Annotated in this window: 14 protein-coding genes; 11 read left to right on the top strand and 3 right to left on the bottom strand. The window is 37.6% G+C overall.

What is annotated here, in order from left to right; all coding sequences use genetic code 11:
• Positions 1 to 29 precede the first annotated feature (29 nt).
• The 4 genes from H4K35_RS04545 to H4K35_RS04530 are packed head-to-tail and all read left to right on the top strand — an operon-like array spanning position 30 to position 6,855.
• Entirely contained in the window at positions 30 to 2,603 is a 2,574-nt protein-coding gene (locus H4K35_RS04545) for a hypothetical protein (protein ID WP_255492363.1), read from the top strand.
• Positions 2,604 to 2,641: 38 nt separating this feature from the next.
• Positions 2,642 to 3,949: a gliding motility-associated C-terminal domain-containing protein gene (locus tag H4K35_RS04540; protein WP_182626200.1), complete on the top strand. Its 1,308-nt coding sequence runs from the start codon at positions 2,642 to 2,644 to the stop codon at positions 3,947 to 3,949.
• A gap of 11 nt (positions 3,950 to 3,960) precedes the next feature.
• Positions 3,961 to 4,893, top strand: a complete 933-nt coding sequence (locus tag H4K35_RS04535) for a type IX secretion system membrane protein PorP/SprF (protein WP_182626199.1) — start codon at positions 3,961 to 3,963, stop codon at positions 4,891 to 4,893.
• 9 nt (positions 4,894 to 4,902) lie between these two features.
• Positions 4,903 to 6,855 carry an OmpA family protein gene (locus H4K35_RS04530; RefSeq protein ID WP_182626198.1) on the top strand — a complete coding sequence of 651 codons (1,953 nt, stop codon included), beginning with the start codon at positions 4,903 to 4,905 and terminating at the stop codon, positions 6,853 to 6,855.
• Positions 6,856 to 7,261: 406 nt separating this feature from the next.
• Here the strand turns inward: H4K35_RS04530 and H4K35_RS04525 are convergent, their stop codons facing one another.
• Positions 7,262 to 7,891, bottom strand: coding sequence for a class I SAM-dependent methyltransferase (locus H4K35_RS04525; RefSeq protein WP_182626197.1), 630 nt, complete (start codon positions 7,889 to 7,891; stop codon positions 7,262 to 7,264).
• A gap of 51 nt (positions 7,892 to 7,942) precedes the next feature.
• Positions 7,943 to 8,443 (bottom strand): GNAT family N-acetyltransferase, encoded by a 501-nt coding sequence (locus H4K35_RS04520; protein WP_182626196.1) that lies wholly within the window; start codon positions 8,441 to 8,443, stop codon positions 7,943 to 7,945.
• Positions 8,444 to 8,736: 293 nt separating this feature from the next.
• Here H4K35_RS04520 and H4K35_RS04515 point away from each other — a divergent pair, with 293 nt between their 5' ends.
• The 5 genes from H4K35_RS04515 to H4K35_RS04495 all read left to right on the top strand — a co-directional run bounded on the left by H4K35_RS04515 (position 8,737) and on the right by H4K35_RS04495 (position 12,563).
• The gene (locus H4K35_RS04515; RefSeq protein WP_182626195.1) at positions 8,737 to 9,180 is read left to right on the top strand and encodes a hypothetical protein; all 444 of its coding nucleotides are present in this window, start codon (positions 8,737 to 8,739) and stop codon (positions 9,178 to 9,180) included.
• A 299-nt stretch (positions 9,181 to 9,479) separates the two neighbouring features.
• The gene (gene rocD / locus H4K35_RS04510) at positions 9,480 to 10,721 is read left to right on the top strand and encodes an ornithine--oxo-acid transaminase (RefSeq protein ID WP_182626301.1); all 1,242 of its coding nucleotides are present in this window, start codon (positions 9,480 to 9,482) and stop codon (positions 10,719 to 10,721) included.
• 58 nt (positions 10,722 to 10,779) lie between these two features.
• Entirely contained in the window at positions 10,780 to 11,394 is a 615-nt protein-coding gene (gene pncA, locus H4K35_RS04505) for a bifunctional nicotinamidase/pyrazinamidase (protein ID WP_182626194.1), read from the top strand.
• A complete protein-coding gene (locus H4K35_RS04500) occupies positions 11,395 to 11,937 on the top strand; it encodes a hypothetical protein (RefSeq protein ID WP_182626193.1) in 543 nt (180 codons plus the stop codon).
• Between the two features lie 44 nt (positions 11,938 to 11,981).
• Positions 11,982 to 12,563 (top strand): outer membrane beta-barrel protein, encoded by a 582-nt coding sequence (locus tag H4K35_RS04495; protein WP_182626192.1) that lies wholly within the window; start codon positions 11,982 to 11,984, stop codon positions 12,561 to 12,563.
• Positions 12,564 to 12,654: 91 nt separating this feature from the next.
• Here H4K35_RS04495 and H4K35_RS04490 read toward each other — a convergent pair whose 3' ends face one another.
• Positions 12,655 to 13,317: a thiamine diphosphokinase gene (locus tag H4K35_RS04490; protein ID WP_182626191.1), complete on the bottom strand. Its 663-nt coding sequence runs from the start codon at positions 13,315 to 13,317 to the stop codon at positions 12,655 to 12,657.
• Positions 13,318 to 13,445: 128 nt separating this feature from the next.
• On the opposite strand from H4K35_RS04490, the gene H4K35_RS04485 reads away from it, so the two are divergent.
• Positions 13,446 to 13,751, top strand: a complete 306-nt coding sequence (locus tag H4K35_RS04485) for a rhodanese-like domain-containing protein (RefSeq protein ID WP_182626190.1) — start codon at positions 13,446 to 13,448, stop codon at positions 13,749 to 13,751.
• A gap of 77 nt (positions 13,752 to 13,828) precedes the next feature.
• Positions 13,829 to 14,707, top strand: coding sequence for a diacylglycerol kinase family protein (locus H4K35_RS04480; RefSeq protein WP_182626189.1), 879 nt, complete (start codon positions 13,829 to 13,831; stop codon positions 14,705 to 14,707).
• Positions 14,708 to 14,815: the final 108 nt, after the last annotated feature.

Raw genomic sequence — 14,815 nt, 5'->3', positions numbered from 1 at the left:
TCAGCTTCTTTAATCAAAAAATAATGCATATGAATTTAGAAAAAAAACAATATAAATTATTGTATTATATATTCTTAGCCGTCTTTTTTTGTATCACTACAGCACAAGGGCAAAATACAAACAATAGAAATGGAATGAAATTATCTGACCTATCGGTTAGTGAGCCAGCTAGTGATGTATTACCTTTTAGTATTTTAGATCTAAGTTCGGTAGAAAAAGGTTTCTTGTTGCCTAAAATGACAACGAGTGAGCGTAGAAATATTCCCAAAGCGGATTTACAGCAAGGATTAATGATATATAATACGACCATCGATTGTATGGAGTTCTATAATGAATCTCGAGACAGATGGTTAAATCTATGTGGAGAAATTGAGCCTGCTACTTTTGTAATTCAGAATAGCAAATGTTCAACCATCCAAATAGAGGGAAATTATTTTGAAGGGGTGTTCTTAAAAGAGCGTTCGAATATGATTTTCCTTGAAGTCAGTGTGTCAACACCTGGTAGATATACTGTTGAAGCTACAGCTTATAACGGTACAGAACCCAATGGATATGCTTTTCAAGGCAGCGGTATCTTTCCTGATGCAGGGAATTACCACATCGTTTTAAGAGGATCAGGTACTCCCATAAAAGGGTATTTACGTGATGGAAATGGAGCACCAACAAGCTCAGGCGATGAGATTAAATTTGTATTAAACGGAAAGACTTCGAGCTGTGTAATCAACAATTTTGTTGAAAAAGAATCACTAAAATATAAGATTACCCATATTAATCCAGTAGGAAAGTTTTTTACTGGTGTCAACATGACTGATCCGAAAAGTGGAAACCTTGAAGCAACTATTTCAAATATTACGATGGGCGGAACGGTTGAAATCAATACGTTGGACAACAATGGAATTCGATTCTCAGGTAGACGTGCCTTAACGAATGCAGAAATTGCTGCCGGAACAGCCAAAATAATTTTAAGAGGTCAAGGAGCACCCGTTGTTCCAAGAAATACCCCTTTGAATTTCTTTACTAATTCACATGTTCAAGTTGAATTAGGACAATCGCCTGATTTTTATGACTATACTGTGCCAATTGAACCGCTGACTGTAGCGTTTTATTGTGCAAATGCTCAGTATCCAATCAGCCATGAAGGGGTATTTGAATACAACGTGAATCTAACGGCAGACCATAAAATACACGTTCCACTAAAAGTTAACGCTACTGGTCGTGGTGAACTAACAGGAACAGTTGAAATTGAGGGTATAGGCTATGGAAATCAAACCGAAAAAATAGAATTTACTTCAGGGTTAATTGACTTTGTATTTAATAATTTACGAGATGATGTACAGAATGTTGTGCTAACACCTAAAGTTGGTACAGGTAAGCCAACGGTTAGCAATCGAAATATAACCGTAAAAATGAAGTTGATCTCTAAAGGAGCCCATGATTATGATGCTTCTTATCCACCTGAATTAACAGAATTGGATGGTTGTAACTACGATATTCCAGTGTCGGGTGCCCCGGTACAGTATGAAGTAGATTGGAGCAGAGCAAGAGTAATCGGAAAACTACGCCCTTATAAACCAACATTCTTGACAGGACCCAATCAAATTGAATTACCAGTTAAGGTTATCTTCCCTGGTGAGGCTGTGATTGAAACAACAAACCCTGTTAATGGTATTACGTATAAAGGAATTAGAACACTAACGGATGCCGAGGTTGGCCGTGAAGTAACTATGGTATTAACTGCGGCAGGTACCCCTCAAATTGCGGAACATTATACGATGGAACTTCTTGGAAATAGCGTTGGAAACGCAGAACAACGAGGAACTGTTGTAGTACCTGTACTGTATAGACCAATGGTGATTTTAGCTTCAGGAAGTAGTGCTGGTTTTAGAGTAGATGATGGTACGAAAGCAGGCTTATTTAAAAATCCAGCTTATTTTGGACCACATGGAATCGTTAAAGTGGAGAGTGTAACTGTAGTTTCAGGAAACCATAGCACTGCAAATAATTTTATTGCGGCTTTGAGAAATAATAAGGTCGATATTGTTATGGGGTCTTTAAATTTTGGTTTTGATCGAGACAAGAATAATGCATTATATGAATTCTTAGTAAACAAAAGAGGTGCTGCGATGATTGTAAACGAGTCGGATGGAGGTCATGCCGCTAATTTTATTAACCAATTAGCAGGAGGTGGAAATGCAAGCATTTCTTTGCAAAGTACATTCCATACGTTAGTTAATACAAACGATCCTTTACTTGTAGGACCATTTTTTGATGTTAGAGGAAGAATGCTTGGAGAAGATGTTTCGGGTAGAATAATTAATAATCTACCATCCTCTTATATTCGCTATGATGCCGATCCAACTAAATGTTGGGTTGTCCGACACAACCAACATGCCTTTGTCTATGTTGGAGATAGTGGATTCTTTAAACACACAGTCTTTGGAGCAAGTGGAAGTTCTTCAAATGCTACTTTTGCAACAGGGTCTGGGTCAAAAGGAAATAGTAGTGCAGCAACGTACAACAGCCACTTTACCATGAACTTCTTGGCTTGGGCAATTGATTATGTGCAGCGCAATACGGATGACCACTATTACGATCACCACTAATTGTCAAAACGATTGTAGAACCCCAAAAAAAAGAAAGCATGAATAAGAAAATAATATTTACTGCAGTAGCCTTCTGTTGTATTAGTATAACAACTTACAGTCAGGAACCTTCGTTGACCAGCAACGAAGGGGTCTTGTCTGTATCATCAGGAGATTTGGTCTCCTTTGAAGGTACCTTTGAAAATCAAGAATCTGGAGATGTAACCAATGATGGAACTGTAATTTACTTTCAACATTTTTTAAATGATGGATTATATGGTATTACAGAAAATCACAAAACCTCCACAACTATATTTACCGTTGATGGCCGTCCTAACGGAATCAAGCAATTACTTGGAGACGGAATTGCCTCTTTTTACAATGTACAGTTTGACAATCCCATTCAACAGGTGGCTTTTGATTTGAAGCAGAATATCGATATATACGGAACAGCCGATTTTCAATCTGGTATTATCAAAGTAGATCCCGAAAAGAATGCGGTTACTGGAGTTTCTCATGGAATGATCACATTTCAAAATGGCTCAACGACCTTGAATGTACGCGATGAAGCCCATGTGGATGGAGTGATTGAAAAGATTGGAAATGAGTCGTTTACTTATCCTAGTGGCGATCAAGGAAAATACCGCTATGCGCGTATTTCTGCACCTAAAGGAAGCAAAGATGCTTTTACTGGTGCATATACCTATGACGATCCTGCCTTTTTTGAGTCTCGTCCCAATAAAGTAGGGGTAATTAATACCCTAAATACCAAAGAATATTGGCTGATCGATAAAGGAGAAAATAATACTAGTGATGTGCTCTTAACCCTGAGTTGGAATGAGACAACCACCTCGCCCGAAGTATTGAAAACACCCGAAGCAAACTTGCACATTGTCCGTTGGGATGATAAAGCACAACTTTGGGTTGACGAAGGAGGGGTTGTGGATATGTCAACCAAAGAAGTAACCACTATAGCAACTGTAAAAGGCTATGGGTTTTTTACCCTTGCTACCGTGAAAGAGGATTGGGTTTTAGACGGAGATATCGTGATCTACAACTTAGTAACACCCGATGGTGATGGCAAGAACGATTACTTTATTATCGATAATATCAAGAACTATCCCAACAATAAGGTTGAAATTTTCAATCGTTGGGGATCACGGGTGTATGAAACCCGTGGGTATGACCCCAATGGCGATGGAAGCAGTAATGTTTTCCGTGGCTATTCTGAAGGAAAAGCAACCATTGATAAGGGAAGTAAGCTTCCAAGTGGTACGTACTATTACGTCATTACGTACGAATACACAGATGATAACGGAAGTCGCATGATCAAAAAAGCGGCCAACCTTCACTTGGAGAATAACTAAAACCGCAGGAGATGAAAAGAAATAACATAATACAAACCTTTATATTCGCTTGTTTGAGCGTATTTGGTATACAAGAAGTCTCAGCACAACAAGACCCCCAATATACACAATACATGTATAATCCGGCGGTAATCAACCCTGCTTATGCAGGGAGTGTGAGTAACTTACAAATTTTTGGACTCTACCGCACCCAGTGGGTTGGATTAGAAGGAGCCCCAAAAACGGCTCATCTATCCGTAACCACACCACTAACTGACAATGGTTTGGGGTTAGGTGTTCACTTTAAAAACGATCACCTCGGGGTAATGGATGAAAATAGTCTATCTATCGATTTAGCCTATACCGTGAATCTGAACTATCACTATAAGTTGGCCTTCGGATTAAAAGGAGGAGGAACGCTTCTAGATGTGGACTATGACAAGCTCCAAATTTACGATGGTACTGATCCTATTACGCAAGACAACATCAAAAATAAATTTTCAGGAAACATTGGCGCTGGAGTTTATCTATATTCAGATAAAGCCTATGTCGGTTTATCCGCTCCTATGATTTTGTCGAGTAATGTATACAACGAGAACGACTATAAAGTGATGAAAGAAAAAACGCATTTTTACTTGATGGGAGGCTATGTCTTTGATATCAATCCCGATATTCAATTCAAACCTGCCGCTTTAGTCAAGGTGATCACAGGCTCTCCTCTACAAGTAGACCTTACAGCAAACTTTTTGTTGTACAACAAATTTACAGTAGGAGCCGCTTACCGATGGGATGCTTCCGTTAGCGGATTAGCAGGATTCCAAATTACTGATGGACTGTTTGTTGGATATACGTATGATGCGGATACTAGTAAGCTAGGAAAGTATCACTCTGGATCCCATGAGATCTTTATGAAATTCGAATTATTTAGTAACAACAGAAGAAAAGTCGCTCCTCGATTTTTCTAAATACAAGCAATGATGGTAAAAAACATAACCAAAGGGATAGTACTTTGTTTCTTGTTCTCCAGCCTGATTAGCTTTGGACAAACAAGAAAAGAAAAAAAAGCAGATCGAAACTTCGATACGTACGCCTATGTAGAAGCTATTAGTTATTATGAAACAATGGTGGAACAAGGACATATAACTGCATCTATTTTGTGTAAATTGGGCGACTCCTATTACTACAACGGAAAATTTGTGGATGCCTATACATGGTACGATCAATTGTTTCAAGGGGTTTATGAAGACAAAGACCTTAGTGCTTTAAATAAAGAGTACTACTACCGCTATGCACAAACGCTCAAAGCAGTCAACCAACCCGCAAAAGCAGATGCCGTATTGAAAGAGTTCGCTGCTCTAGACGCTAATGACTCTCGAGCCCAGCGACTGATTTCACAAGGGGAATTAGTCCATCAAACCCTCGATTGTTCTCGTTTTACAATGCTCAACTTATCAACGAATAGTAAGTATTCTGATTATGGAGGAACGCTTCTAGGTAATCAATTGATTTTCACTTCTTCACGAGAGAGTGATGAAATGAAAAACAAAATACACAATTGGACCAATGAGCAATACACCAAATTATATGCAACAACCATTACCGATGAGGGTAGTTTTGAACCACCGGTATTGTTTGCCAAAGAAATTGCTTCAAGAGAGCTAAACATGGGATCAGCTATTTTTACTAAAGATGGCAATACGATGTATTTTACGAGCAACAATGGCTCAACTAAGGGAAGCAAACGCGCCCAATACAATGAAGACGAATCTTCTTTATTGAAGATTTACAAAGCAAAAAAACAAGGGGATGGCACATGGGGAGCAGTGGAAGAATTGCCTTTTAATTTAGACGGATACAATACCGCACATCCAGCCTTAACCCCCGATGAAAAGTGGATGTATTTTGTTTCAGATCGCCAAGGTAGTATAGGACAGTCGGATTTATTTCGCATTAGTCTCTTTGAATCTGGGCGTTTTGGCTTGGTTGAACACTTGGGCGATCAAGTGAATACCGCAGGACGAGAAACCTTTCCATTCATCTCTTCTGACTATACCTTGTACTTCTCTAGTGATGGTCATCCTGGATTTGGAGGATTGGACTTGTTTAAAGTGAAAATCAATCGCGATGGACAATTAGGAGTTCCCACTAACCTAGGCCCTGACATCAACAGTAGCTTTGACGACTTTGGTCTATATATTGATGCTTCAACTAAAAAAGGCTTTGTGACCTCAAACAAAAATACAGGCTTAGGTAGTGATGATATCTACTTGTTTATAGAAAAACCATGTTTTCAAATTATTGATGGTGTAGTAACTGATCGCAATAACAAAATAGGACTCGAAGGGGTGGAAGTTGTGGTGTATGATCAGCGAAATAATATAGTAGAAAAAGTGTACACGGACGAACTAGGCTATTACAGCGCTGAGAAATTAAGCTGTGGTCACCACTATCGCATTCAGGTAGGGAAAAAGAAGTATTGGACGCAGGAGTTTACAGTAGATACCGATCGAAAAGCACAAACACGCCTAAATATTGAACTAGAATCGATGGAAAAAGGAGATGATGCATTCAAGAAATTGAAGTTAGCACCTATCCATTTTGATTTTGATTCGGCTGTGATTCGTCCTGATGCTCAAATTGAGCTGATGAAAGTGGTGAAAACCATGCTCGAAAACCCAAGTATGATAGTTGATGTTCGTTCACATACCGATAGTCGTGGAAATGATAACTACAATATGCAACTATCAGAACGTCGTGCAAAAGCAACCATGCAATGGATAATTAGTCAAGGAGTAGAAGCTAGCCGTTTATCAGGTAAAGGGTATGGCGAAAGTCAATTGATTAACAAGTGTAGCAATGGAGTGAAATGTACGAATGAAGAACACCAAGCAAATAGACGTAGTGAATTTATTATTTTAAACCTGTAAGTATTTTATATAAAACCTAACGTGATTGTAAGAAAAGGATTAGCCGGAAACGGTTAATCCTTTTTAATTGTTTAATTTATTGATTGTAAAGGTTTTACTTTTTTTGTAAAAATATAAGAGAAAATCTACTATTGAGATTTTTTGGTATGATACTTGATAATTAATAAATGAAGACTTTAAAAAATCAAACAAAAACAGCTTAGTTTGAATAAACATAACTAGCTATCAACAGAAGATCACCAATTTTTAGTAGCAAAAGTAAAAATAGTCGCAGTGCGATTTTTTTACCTAGATTTCATAGTTTTTTTTATTGTTCTCGCTGTTTGTACCCAAGCAGCATTTGTAAGAGGAGTAGTTCTATTGAGTTACTCCTTTTACTTGTGCAGTAAAATGAGGATACAACTGTTTAGTTCCGGTTTCTCGATGCTAAAACAATGAAGCGCTCTGAAAGTTTAAGTATTTCAAAGTCAAATTGCTGAGCGATATAGGCAATTGTCTGAGGGGTATAAATAAAAACATGGGTTTCATCTTTTCGGTAATACCAGGAGTTAAAGGGCACTTGTTCCTGATAAAGGTGCGTCATAATAAGGAGTAAGCCACCGGGTTTCAACAGTGATTTGAGGTGGGCAATTTCCTTTGCAGGTTGATAAAAATGTTCAAATACTTCACAGCTAAAAATATAGTCATATACAGCATGCGCATACGACTGATCAGGGTAAAAATAAGGGTCGTATAAATTTACATGATAGCCGCGATCCACTAATTGCTTCGTGATCACTGGACCTTTACCACAGCCAAAATCCAATCCCAAGGTGTCTGTTGAAAACCGGTGGAGAATCTCATTGGTAATAGGAGAAGTGAATTTTTGATACCCCAAGTCATTGACATCGTTGTTGTGAAATTCGTAATGCTGTTTTTCCTGTGCTTCAGAAAAGTAGTATGCAACATCTTTGACGTAGGCATAGCACCTACTGCATTGATAGTAGTGGGAATCAATTTGATGCGTCAGCGGACTTTGACATAGTATACAGTTCATGATAGAAATACGTTTAGGCGTTTAAAAGGCGAAGATAAGGAGGATTTGGCGCTATTCCTCCCATAGATTTAATTGGTATACATTCAATAGTTCTCCAGCGGGCTTGATGACTTCAACAAAGGAAAAGCCCAAGCGCATCAACAATTTGATTGAACTTTTATTTTCAGGTAAAGTTGCAGCATACAGCAGCACATGGGTTCCCTCTTTTTTTAGTTGTTCAACCACCGCATGAGCCGCTTCATAGGCATACCCTTTGTTCATATAATGCGGTAAAAAGGCAAAGCCAAGATCATGTGCTTTCAAATACTCGCGTTTGATCAAAGAAATAGTGCCTATTGGTTTTTGGTCCATTTTTAGGTGTACCGTCCAGTAGCTTGTCTGGGGGTTATCTAGGATAGCCTGAATGTAATTCTGAGCATCTAAAGTGCTGTATATGTTTCGATTCCCTATATAGGCCAACCAAGCGGGTGTGTTGACGAGTTCAAGGTAAAAATCAGTATCACAATAGTCAATCTTTGTCAAAAGCAAGCGCTGAGTTTGTATATTTTCCATGAGGTAATGTGTTATTCTTTTGAAGGGGGGAGCTCTGTTTTTTTTGTAAAGAACTAATGTGTTTATTGTAGGATGTGTTAAAAGAATAAATTTAGTGTTTTTTAATTTAGTATAAATTATAACATTAATTTTTTATCTCCAATACTAAATATAATTAAAAGCTATGTAAACGCTAGTGTTCAGCTATATAAGGAGGGTATTGTCTTCATAAAATTAACAAATAAGAAAAAAAGCGATGCTGTTAATGTTTAAAAATAGTTGTAATTTGCACAGGCAAAACAATGAAAAAAACAATGAAAAAGAATACAGGTCTAATCGTAGCCTTGCTGTGTTTGATTTCCTTTAATTTGAAAGCGCAAATTTTGGAGATTTACAGCAATAATAAAGCCCAAGAGTATTTAGGATGTCTTAATTGTCCTTCTGAAAATAAAAATTCCGTGTGGAATTCATATGGTGTCTACGGAAATGAGTACAACAAAAAGTCGATTTGGAATAAATATGGCGTTTATGGAGATGAAAAAAGCAATTTTTCTCCTTGGAATCAGCATGCCGAAAAACCACCTATTATTAAAAAAGGAGGTGAGTTTTACGGCTATTTTACGCTTAACGAAGTTATGGGACAACGCGTAGAAGTTAAGCTAACGCGAATGCTATATGACTACTATATCGAGGTAAAAGAAGATCCAACCAAATGGGTAGAAATCGAGCAGCAGTTAAAAAGCAAAGAACAAGAGTAAAAAAGTAAATAAAAACAAAAATATAAAAGGGGAGTAAAAGTAATTTTATTCCCCTTTTTGTTTCAACGAAGAATTGTGATTTTGATATAAAAAACAAAAATTGTATCGTTTTAGTGTAAAAAATAAGGAGATAGTCTAGAAGGAAAATTGGTTTTATCGGCATAGATAGAAAATACCGAAAACGAATAGCCTCCGGTTTTTGTGCAAATGGAGGGAATAGAGTAGAGGAGAACAAAGGTATTTTCGAATTATTTACATAAAAAGCAGTAAATTGCAGGTAAATTAAAACAGATAGTATGATGTCAGAAAAAATAACTTCAGAACAAGCGATTGCATTAGAAGATAAACACGGAGCACACAATTACCATCCCTTACCTGTTGTACTTACAAAAGGAGAAGGTGTTTATGTTTGGGACGTTGAAGGTAAAAAATATTATGACTTTTTATCTGCATATTCAGCAGTGAATCAGGGACATTGTCACCCGAAAATTGTTGAAGCAATGACAAAACAAGCCAATACATTGATGTTGACTTCTCGTGCTTTTTACAACGATCAATTGGGCGTTTACGAGAAAAAAATTACTGAATTGATGGGGTACGACAAAGTATTGCCAATGAATTCAGGGGCTGAAGCTGTAGAAACAGCTTTGAAAGTTTGTCGTAAATGGGCCTATGAGAAAAAGGGAATCGCTGAAAATCAAGCTAAAATAATCGTTTGTGAAAATAACTTCCATGGACGAACAACTACGATTATCTCTTTTTCAAATGACGAAGAGGCAAGAAATAACTACGGACCTTATACTGAAGGTTTTATACGCGTAGCTTATGATAATATCGATGCCTTGCGCGCAATATTAGAACAAGATAGCGCAAATATCGCTGGATTCTTAGTAGAACCAATCCAAGGAGAAGCTGGAGTATACGTGCCTAAAGCGGGCTACCTTGCCGAAGCAAAATTACTTTGTGAACAACACAATGTATTGTTTATTGCAGATGAGGTTCAAACAGGTATCGCGCGTACTGGAAAAATGTTGGCTATTCAACACGAAAATGTAAAAGCAGATATCCTGGTATTAGGAAAAGCTTTGTCTGGGGGAGCTTACCCAATTTCCGCTGTCCTTGCAGATGATGAAATTATGAACGTAATCAAACCAGGTCAACACGGATCTACTTTTGGAGGAAATCCCATGGCAGCAGCAATCGCTATTGCAGCCCTTGATGTTGTCTTAGACGAACAATTAGCAGCGAATGCAGAACGCTTAGGACATTTGTTTAGAGCTGAATTGGACAAGTACATTCAAACAAGCAATATCTGTTCACTCGTTCGCGGAAAAGGATTGTTAAACGCTATTCTTATTAACGATACGGAAGAAAGTGATACCGCTTGGAATATTTGTTTGAAGTTGAGAGATAATGGATTATTGGCTAAACCAACTCACGGTAATATTATCCGATTCGCACCGCCTTTAGTTATGACGGAAGAGCAATTGTTAGAATGTGTTTCTATCATCACTCAAACATTAAAAGAATTCGAAAAATAAACGAATAATCTTATATTATTCCTTTATTCTTTATTATTTCAAATAAAATGAGTAACTTATGACGGCTTTATTAGTTGTTGATTTGCAATATGATTTTTTGCCAGATGGAGCGTTGGCTGTCCAAGAGGGGGATTTAATTATTCCAAAAATCAATGCCATTCAAGATCGCTTTGATTTGATCGTTGCAACCCAAGATTGGCATCCCTTGGACCACCAGAGTTTTGCCTCTCAGCATCAAGGGAAAAATCCATATGATGAGATTGAACTACAAGGACAACCTCAAGTATTATGGCCAGATCACTGTGTGCAGGGAACAACAGGTGCTGCTTTTAGCAACGCTTGGAATAGTGCTAAAGTAGCTGCCATTTTCAGAAAGGGTATGAACAAGCAAATAGACTCCTATAGTGGGTTCTACGACAACAATAAAGTTGATTCTACAGGCCTTTTGGGTTACTTGAATGAACAACAAGTTACCGAGGTTTACGTCTGTGGATTAGCGGCTGAGTTTTGCGTGTTTTACACAGCAAGAGATGCACAAAAGGCGGGGTTTAAAACGTATTTTTTAGATTTTGCAACCAAGCCAATCTCTCCTGTGGGGCTAGAACAAGCCAAAGCCGAAATGATACAACAGGGGATTGTTGTGGTACAAACCCCAGATGAATTAAACGTCTAAATGAAAAAATACAACGCAGGGAATTTTTTTAAGCACACCTATTGCGAATGGACCGAAGTGCCCTTAACCGCAATTGCTCAAAAAACGCCCAATTACAAAAGCGAAAAAGGCAGCTGTTATTTTTTTAGCGAGGTAGGAATTTTTCGCTATGCAAACCATTGGGGAAGGGTAGCTAATTGTAGATGGAAATTAATTTCAGATCGAAAAGCAAACCAAGGATTCTGTGTCGGTTACGCTTCCTGGTCTAGCTTTTTTCCCAATGATGAAAAAGAAAACAACTATGTTATAAGTGTTAATTTTTTATTAAAAGAAGTGACCTTTAAACATTATGCTAGTCTTAAGGACAGCGATGCCTGTCGTAGAAATGCAAATGATACAGCAAAGCGCATTGTTGAAATTAAAAAAGTTCTTCTTGCAGATGATTGGTATAAATATATTACCCATCCCGATCAAGAAGAAGTTAGAAGATATTTAATTAACGGTCTGGTTAATACGAATAAGAGCTTGTTAGAATTGAAACGAAATTTTTTATCGAGCCAGTAAACCAGGAAGTTAAAAAAATAGGTATAATTAAAAAGCAAAAAACGATGAAAAAGATTACATTGATTACAGCGTTATTGTTAGCAGGTATGACCGTAGCACACGCACAAAAAGGTAAATTAGTAGAAACACCAAAGTTATCTGAGAAAGTGGGTACTACTCCGATCAAGAAAGGAAACTGGATTGTAGGGGGAGCTTTAGGTTCTACAGGGTATAGCTTTGAAGACGAGAGTTTTAATATCAATATTTCACCAAGAGCTGGATACTTCATCTCTGATGGTATTGCAGTAGGACTTGAGTTAGGTACTGGATTAACTACACATAAGGGAACTGAAAACGATTGGAACTACAAAGTAATGCCTTTTGTTCGCTATTACTTCCCAGAAGGAGCTAGTGAAACAGGACGCTTCTTCGGACAAGGTGCAATTGGAGTTTCTGGTACAGATGGAGCTACAAGTGATACTTCTTTCGCCTTCGCTATCAATGCAGGATATTCTCACTTTGTAAGCCGTAACGTGGCTTTAGAAGCAATCGTAGGATATAACTACAGTAAATCAAATCAAGCAAACGCTACCGCTCAAAATGGATTAGGTATTGCATTTGGTTTCCAAATTTTCTTAGGAAAATAAGAAGTAAATTATAGAATAATAAAAAGGACTAATTGCGAAATCAGTCCTTTTTTTATGGTTATTTCTTTGCGGTTTTCTCTTAGTCGACCGTTCAATCTGTACATTCCATCAACAATAAATCTCCTGATTCATAAGTGATGGTAACCAAACCATCTGCAGCAACACTATTGCTGGAACCTGTTCGTACACCCAGTACTAAATCTTCCTTTTGCAAGGGGTAATTTAGATTGGTTGTCGTAATTCCCCTAGCTGTGCCAACGGGAATCAGCGAGAGAATAGTGTCTTTTGTATACCATTTCTTATAGGTAGCTGGTAATCTAAAAATTTTAGAATAATCATCGAGGATGACAATTTTCATTGTATCCCGGTATTTTACTAAAGTAGTAATATTCGTAAAGGTATGATCGGCGCGTTTACCTGTTGCCCAAATAACATTAGCGGCTTTAATTCCTCTTTTAAGTAAAAAATTAAGCGCTTTTTCCAAGTCGGTATTTTCTTGATTGGGATCGTGAATAACCTCTAAAGGGTACTGCATGGCTAAATAGGGTGCAGGATCAAAATTCCTGTCAAAATCTCCAATAAGGACATCTACTTTGATGTTTAAGGCCAGGACGCGTTTTATTGCTTCGTCTAGTACGACAATATAAGGAGACCATTCTAGTAATTGGTCCATTAACTCTTGACTACAAGCCGCGCCATTAGCAATTATTAAAGCGGGTTCTTGATCATCGCGAACGATGTGGTGTGATGACATAAATTACTTTTGCGTTTGAGTAAACAAAGTAAAACAATAAATCCTACTAATAGTCTTTTTTTAACCCCAAATACTAGATAAAACACAAAATAACTTTATCTTTGAAGCTATTCTTAGAATTAAAAAAAATGGATTTAACACAAGAACAATGGTGGGAACAATATCAGCAAGATGAAAATGCTGTTATCTTAGATGTTCGCACCGATGAAGAAGTGGAGGAAGCAGCAATACCTCATGCAATTAATATTGATATCTATTTAGGACAAGGTTTTTTAGATGCAGTTGAACAACTGGACAAGTCAAAAAACTACTACGTATATTGCAAAGCAGGAGGAAGAAGTCACCAAGCGTGTATGCTAATGAACCAACTTGGATTTGAAAATACCTTCAATTTAGTAGGAGGAATCACAGCTTGGGAAGGACCAACGGTATAAAAAGTCAACGTTAGTTGGCTTTTTTGTTACAGTAAAAGACCACTGGATTTGATTCTTTAACCCCTTATTGCCCGTATATGACGCACATTCACTTCATCGTAAACCCCATTTCAGGTAAAGGAAAACACGACCTGACGGAGTCTTATATAAAAACTTTTTTTCCTGCAACACAATACGAAGTTACCGTGCATTTAACCCAGCGAAAAAGACATGCAATTGAATTGACTAAGCTCGCGTTAGACCAAGGAGCCTCCATTATTGTTGCTTGTGGGGGAGATGGAACTATTCACGAAGTTGCAACCGAATTAGTTGGAAAGTCCGTGCGGTTTGGTATCGTACCAGTCGGATCGGGAAATGGATTAGCCTCTAATTTGTCTATTCCGAAGGAGATAGACAAAGCCTTGGAGTTAATCCGAAAACAAAAGGTGATCGCTATGGATGTTGGGTCCTTAAATGGGGCGTATTTCTTTAGCAATATGGGATTCGGAATTGACGCGACAATTATTGAACAGTACGAAAAATCAGGCAAGCGAAAATTGGGATCCTATATTCGCGCTGCATTGAATTCGGCTCAACAATACAAAGCCAAGCAAATGCGCGTTACCTATAACGGACATACCAAAAACGTCAATCCGTTGCTGCTATTTATTTCCAATTCAAATGAAATGGGATATAGCATGAGTCTAACGCCAAAAGCAAGTTTGACGGACGGTTTATTGGACTATTTAATGGTACCTAAAATAGGTATTTTAAAACAATTGACCTTTGGCTTATATGTTCTGGTGAAAAAAACAGAAAAATTTAGACGTACTGATTATGTACAAACTTCCAAAATAGAGGTGGAAATTTTGAATAGCCCTAAAAATGGCGTTCAAATTGATGGGGAGTATTACGAATATGATACCCATCTTTTTACTATCGAAGTCATCCAAAAGAGCTTACAAGTTATTTGCTAACATAAAATTCGCCTTTTTGGCACAAAAACAACACGAAATCGTGTAAAGAGTTACTTTAGAAAAGCGTACATTTGTACATCGTTTATAAACATCAAAAAGTTAAAAAAA

The sequence above is a fragment of the Myroides sp. NP-2 genome (assembly GCF_014145665.1).
In the GTDB taxonomy this organism is placed as follows: domain Bacteria; phylum Bacteroidota; class Bacteroidia; order Flavobacteriales; family Flavobacteriaceae; genus Flavobacterium.
The sequence above is the reverse complement of the archived record's forward strand: the minus strand, read 5'-3'. Positions and strand labels throughout refer to the sequence as shown.

What these genes read in the sequence shown, in the direction of transcription:
- H4K35_RS04545 (WP_255492363.1), top strand. Translation starts at nt 30, where the DNA reads ATGAATTTAGAAAAAAAACAATATAAATTATTGTATTATATATTCTTA.
- H4K35_RS04540 (WP_182626200.1), top strand. Translation starts at nt 2,642, where the DNA reads ATGAATAAGAAAATAATATTTACTGCAGTAGCCTTCTGTTGTATTAGT.
- H4K35_RS04535 (WP_182626199.1), top strand. Translation starts at nt 3,961, where the DNA reads ATGAAAAGAAATAACATAATACAAACCTTTATATTCGCTTGTTTGAGC.
- H4K35_RS04530 (WP_182626198.1), top strand. Translation starts at nt 4,903, where the DNA reads ATGATGGTAAAAAACATAACCAAAGGGATAGTACTTTGTTTCTTGTTC.
- H4K35_RS04525 (WP_182626197.1), bottom strand. Translation starts at nt 7,891, where the DNA reads ATGAACTGTATACTATGTCAAAGTCCGCTGACGCATCAAATTGATTCC.
- H4K35_RS04520 (WP_182626196.1), bottom strand. Translation starts at nt 8,443, where the DNA reads ATGGAAAATATACAAACTCAGCGCTTGCTTTTGACAAAGATTGACTAT.
- H4K35_RS04515 (WP_182626195.1), top strand. Translation starts at nt 8,737, where the DNA reads ATGAAAAAGAATACAGGTCTAATCGTAGCCTTGCTGTGTTTGATTTCC.
- rocD (WP_182626301.1), top strand. Translation starts at nt 9,480, where the DNA reads ATGTCAGAAAAAATAACTTCAGAACAAGCGATTGCATTAGAAGATAAA.
- pncA (WP_182626194.1), top strand. Translation starts at nt 10,780, where the DNA reads ATGACGGCTTTATTAGTTGTTGATTTGCAATATGATTTTTTGCCAGAT.
- H4K35_RS04500 (WP_182626193.1), top strand. Translation starts at nt 11,395, where the DNA reads ATGAAAAAATACAACGCAGGGAATTTTTTTAAGCACACCTATTGCGAA.
- H4K35_RS04495 (WP_182626192.1), top strand. Translation starts at nt 11,982, where the DNA reads ATGAAAAAGATTACATTGATTACAGCGTTATTGTTAGCAGGTATGACC.
- H4K35_RS04490 (WP_182626191.1), bottom strand. Translation starts at nt 13,317, where the DNA reads ATGTCATCACACCACATCGTTCGCGATGATCAAGAACCCGCTTTAATA.
- H4K35_RS04485 (WP_182626190.1), top strand. Translation starts at nt 13,446, where the DNA reads ATGGATTTAACACAAGAACAATGGTGGGAACAATATCAGCAAGATGAA.
- H4K35_RS04480 (WP_182626189.1), top strand. Translation starts at nt 13,829, where the DNA reads ATGACGCACATTCACTTCATCGTAAACCCCATTTCAGGTAAAGGAAAA.